Origin of the sequence: Algoriphagus sp. (genome assembly GCF_030694375.1) — a bacterium.
GTDB lineage: Bacteria > Bacteroidota > Bacteroidia > Cytophagales > Cyclobacteriaceae > Algoriphagus.
The window spans coordinates 1-5,454 of sequence record NZ_JAUXYL010000008.1 but is presented as its reverse complement, the minus strand read 5'-3'; the positions used below and the strand labels follow the sequence as shown (position 1 = coordinate 5,454).

The window sequence follows — 5,454 nt, the reverse complement described above, 5'->3', positions numbered from 1 at the left end:
AGAGGAATTTCCCGATAGATACTCTTTGATCATTTCTTCCCGCTCAGCCCAACTCAGAGATCCTATGCTCCTTGTTCTTTTTTCTTTTTGTCGTTTCATTGTAGTTTACTTTGTGTAAACTCAATTCAGGACAAGTCAGTCCCAATAAAAATTGTGGTCCAAGGGGGAGTTGCGGCGGAATGATCTTTAAATCTGTTTAAAAAAACAATCTGAAAACTGCATTACCGTAGGCACAAGTTTGAAAACTTGCGCCAAGTTGAGCTGAGGAGCGAAGCGATTTCAAGTTGAAATATTATTTCCCAATACACTTAATGGTTTTTTTCTCTTTTGTTTCATCCCGAATACAAATCTCAATAAATTATTTCTCCGTATAATTTGATACATACCAATGGTAAGAACAAAAGATGAAGAAAAAACAATAAGAAATTTTTCAATAATCGATAAATCCCATTGAATTACAAAATATCCCACAACGACTATAACGGTTTGGTGTAGAATATAAAAAGGTAAAATCCCTTGATTAAGGTCACTCAAATAGTGGTGATTAAAATTTAAATATTTTTTTCCAAATCCGATAAATGCAAATACCCAACAAATGCTGTTCAGGTTTTTTAAAATAATTGAGAAGAAGAATTTCCAATTATAGTCTGGCATTGAAATATTGTCAAGAAAGGTTTTATTAATTAAATACAAACTCCAGCAGGTAATGGCTATCAGTAGAAATTTATGAGCATTTTTTTCAATAAATAAAATGATTTTGGGATTGACTTGCAGAATAAATCCTAAAATAAAATAGAGTGAAAATATTACGAAATCAGCCCAGTTCAGGTATTGGGGGAACAAAGGTCGCAAAAGAAACTCCAGTAAGGCAAATGGAATGATGATATACCAAAATGCATAAAATGATTGAATTAACTTATTCGTTTGTTCGCAAACTTTATTTTGGTACTTAAGCATTAAGTTGAAAAATGGGAGAAACAAAAGTGTTTGAATGAATAAATAAATCAAATACCAGATGTGGTATCCTAAATATCCAGTCCACAGCAGGTTCCAACCATAACTTTCATTAATTAAAGCACTCGGCAATAGCCTCAGAAAAGTTAGATAATTACCTTCAAATCCTGATTGCTGAATGGCCTCAAAAAATTTCTGGGGTGGAATCAAAATAATAACCCCAAAAATAAAGGGGATGATGAGCCTCTTTATTCTTCCATTTAAAAAATTCTCACTTTTGGATTTCAAGGCGAAATAAGTTCCTGTACCTGATACAAGGAAAATAATGTACATTCTCCAACTATGCATAAATTCAATGATATAGTTGATCGAAATGCTTGTTTCAGGGTTTTTTATATGCCAAGGATAGGTGTCGAACAGACGAAATGAGTGGAAAACAAATAGGAGTCCGAAGGCTATAACTCTTAGCCAGTCGATGTAGTAGAGCCGCGTAATTGTATTCATCCGGTTTTTTTTAGATTATCGGTCAAACCTACAATCAAGCAAGTGGCTATATGCCCGAAAGTGTAGGTTCGGACTACAAGTTCATTTCAATAAAGCAACATAATTCCGACTTTGAAAAGTTGGACTTAGTCAGATAAGTCAAAAGCAGATTTTTTGAATTCGGAGGGTGTTTTACCGGTGATTTGTTTGAAGACGCTATTGAAAGTTGATTTGGAATTAAATCCGCATTCAAAGGCTATTCCTATCATTGAATAATGAGCGTATTTTGGGTCAGAAAGGAGACTTTTCACTTCATTAATTCTGTATTCATTAATAAACTCGTAGAAATTCTTGCTAAATTTTTCATTAATTATTTGGGAGAGGTTATTTGGTGTGGTTTCAAGTTTGTCGGCCAGTTCTTTCAAAGTGAGACTTTCATTTAAATAGGGCTTTTCGTTATCCATAGAGTTGGTCAACCGCTGTATAAGTTTTTCCTTTTCACCATCTTTTAATGATGAATTTGCATATTTGGGTTTTAGAGATGGAGCAGTTTCAATTTGAAAAATTGGATTTTCAGTTGACAATATGGGTTTTTGTTTAATTCCATAATAACCTAAAAAATAAATTATTATAGTAAGAGCGGTATACATTAAATTATCTCCACTTTCAAAAGAAATAAAATTAAAAAAATCACTTAATAAGCCCATCAAAACAGATACAAATGAAACAAATACCATACAAATCAAAACTATTTTTAACCAATTTAAGTCTATATTTTCAGTATTCGAGTAGCTTTTCTTGATTTGTCTAAGGTGTTTTTTTAATAAAATAAGGGAAACTATAGAATAAAAAGGGATGGAAAAATTAATAAGAAATTCAGCAATGAGAAAGAAAAAGGAAGTTTGTCCCTGTGTTTCTTTTTCGTAATAAATCAACTTCTCTTGTGGGCTTAAAAAATAAAAATCATAAAATAAAAAAGTGGTTGCTAATAAAAAAGGCATAGCGTGAAGCAAAAAACTTCGAAAGGAAATTAAGCCATGTTCATTTACCAAAGATTTTGTGTAAAAGAACAAAATGGGTCCTAATATAATTGGGAAAGTATAAGTAATCCCCATCAAATGAGGGTATTCGAAAATGACCTTTCTTTGAAAGAAGTAATGTTCAATCAACACAAGACCAATTATGCTGAAGAAAAGCAAAAGCAATTTTTGGGAGAGTCTGTTCTTTCCTTTATCCAGAAGTAAAACCCCGAAAAAAAAAGCCTGAACTGCACCGAGTAAAAATATTATATCCATAAATTAGTTGTACAATTTTATTGGTGTTAGCCATCTTAATGTTTCAATGCTGGCCCTCTCGTTCCAGATGCTGTCAATAATTTTGTTTACGAAATCCCTCAATCCAGCTATTCCCTAAATTGGCTTTTTTAGGGTGGAATTTTCCCTGTTATTTTGGATATTCCATCCAAATCGGATAAGGGATTTTTTTGGGTTTGGATGATTAAGTTTGGTAGTTGATTAGAAATATTTTGACGAATAAAGTGATTTTGAGCAAAAGAAATACCCATTACTAGACTTTTTTTGAATTACCTCATTCTCCACAAACCCACCCTTCAAGCTTGCCCCACGCCAGATTAATCCTATGGGAGTCAATCCGTTCGGTCCTTCAGGAAGATTTGTTCACGTTTTCCACTGGAGAGTCTTTGTGGCAGGAAAATCGGAAGACTTGTACCAGTGGGAACTGACCACGAGTGGTCGAACTTTTCAATAACCCCGGGTGGCAACCCGGGGTAAAAGATGTACACCGGCACCAGCGCTGGCCAGGAAAGTTGATTTGGAAAATAAGGTTGATGCCAGCGCAAAGGGAGGGTTATTTGGATTGAAAGCAGCCTACCTTGCGGTAGATAAACCTACCTAGCGGCAGACAAGTCTGAAGACTTCATATAGATAGGCACAAGTTTGAAAACTTGCGCCAAGTTGAGCCTAGTTGAGCGGTGTTTGGATTTCTCGCAAAGGCGGTAAGTCGCAAAGAATTCAAGTCCAGTCCCGATCGAAATATCGGGAGAGAAACAGGATAGCGAGTAGCAGGATATCGAGAATGGATTCAGAGTGAACCAGGGGGGAATTCAGATTGAAAGCAGTCTACCTTGTGGTAGAAAAATCGGAAGACTTGTACCAGTGGGAACTGACCACGAAGTGGTCGAACTTTTCAATAACCCCGGGTGGCAACCCGGGGTAAAAAATGTATAGGGGAGACCGCGCTGGAGCAGGTTTTTGTTTTGGAAAAGGATGTAAATACCAGCGCAATGGAAGTGGAAAAATCCCCCCTACCCCCTTTGATAAGCCTGACTCGTCCCAATAAAAATTGTGGTCCAAGGGGGAGTTGCGGCGGAATGATTTTTAAATCTGTTTAAAAAAAACCAATCTGCAGACTTCATATAAATAGGTACAAGTTTGAACCTTGCGCCAATCGGGTCCTAAACTATGAAAACCTTCGAGGTTCTATGTAATCAAATTTGGTGAAAAAATTAACAGGAAGGTCTCTAGGAAAAAACCTCAAAGGTTTAGACACCAGCTTCAGCGAGGCGGCGGCGCTCTTCTTCGACGATGCGGTTGAAGATTTCACCTCGCCTTTTGATGCGATTGGTTTTCTGCCAGTCCATAAATGCCACGATCACAAAGAGCATAAAGTACATAATCTGGCTCTTCTGCCGGATGATGATTCCGAGGTTGGCCATCACAAAAGTCATTGAAATCGAAATAGAAATAAACACAACACCTGACATCTTGACCATCGCAGGAGCTATTCTGATGTACTTGATAAAGTCCTTATTTATGATTTTACTGAACATGTAGATGTAAAGCGCATTTTCCATGGAAACCACCAAACCGATGACATTGGGCGAATCAATAAACAATGGTCTAAACCAAAATGTAAAAAGCTTCATGGGAAGACTGTAAGACCCCATATTAACAGCAGACCCAGCAGATTGAAGTCTTTGCTGATTAAGTGCTGATTCTTCTTCAAAGCTTGCCACCACGTTATTTGGATCATATCCTAAAAAAACCAGCAAATCTTCATACACATATACGCTCATTCCAATTGCAAAAATCACAACTGCATACTTTTGATACAATGGCACTTTTTCTCGACCCAAAACAAAACCCACCCCCATCCCAATCAATACTGCAAAAAGAATATGAGGACGGATCATATAGCACATAAAACTTCCCAATGCGATATGGAAGATCCTTTTTTGAGGCCAAGAAAGGCCGTAAGTGAGAAATGCCAATCCTGCAAAAATATAGGCTCCTTTTCCCAAGGAAGCTGTCCAAAAATGCATATTGGGCAAAAACATAAAAATGGTAATCGCATCCCAACCCTCGAATTTTGGGTTGAAGCGCAGATTTTCCTTCATAAACAGGTAGAAATACACAAAGCCCCAGAATCCAACCCAAGTACTGAAGAACATCATCATGTCGTAGTTGAATCCCAACCATTTGGCAAAGGGATAATTCACCCATTCGATAAATAATGTTCCCGGTTCAAAAGCATCAAACCAATTCCGATAATGGCTAGCACTTCTAAAATACATTATGGAATCAGAGCGGTTAAACTGGGAATAAGTCCAATAAACCAGTCCAAAAAACATGTGGTACCAGTACATCTGATTAAGCAGACCGGCTTTGATCCACTTGTGCTCACGCTGTAGATTCCCAAGGATGGGTTGGCTGAGGAAGAAGAGGAATAAGACTAAGAGTACAGCTCCGAGCAAGGGATGATGTTGGTTAGTTATGGGTTAAATATAGTAATCGTTCGGTTTAATTGTTTGGAAGTTGGGAAGTTTGGAAGTTGGGAAGGAATTGGAAGATTGGAGGATTGTATCCCTCCGACGAACTGCATCTTGATGGGCTTTGCTTTATGAGCTAAAGTTGCGGGATGAAAAAGAGAAGTATCGAGACCTACTATGAGCTGTTCTACAGATGGCAGCTGTCAGGATTGAGTAAAGCCGCTTTTGCG

General features: G+C 37.2%; 3 protein-coding genes. All 3 read right to left on the bottom strand.

What is annotated here, in order from left to right; translation table 11 throughout:
• Positions 1 to 279: 279 nt before the first annotated feature.
• Positions 280 to 1,458: an acyltransferase family protein gene (locus Q8M62_RS03260; protein ID WP_305668012.1), complete on the bottom strand. Its 1,179-nt coding sequence runs from the start codon at positions 1,456 to 1,458 to the stop codon at positions 280 to 282.
• Between the two features lie 125 nt (positions 1,459 to 1,583).
• On the bottom strand, positions 1,584 to 2,732 hold the full coding sequence (locus tag Q8M62_RS03255; RefSeq protein ID WP_305668011.1) for an AraC family transcriptional regulator: 1,149 nt from the start codon (positions 2,730 to 2,732) through the stop codon (positions 1,584 to 1,586).
• A gap of 1,265 nt (positions 2,733 to 3,997) precedes the next feature.
• Positions 3,998 to 5,209: a hypothetical protein gene (locus Q8M62_RS03250; protein ID WP_304902626.1), complete on the bottom strand. Its 1,212-nt coding sequence runs from the start codon at positions 5,207 to 5,209 to the stop codon at positions 3,998 to 4,000.
• Positions 5,210 to 5,454 lie beyond the last annotated feature (245 nt).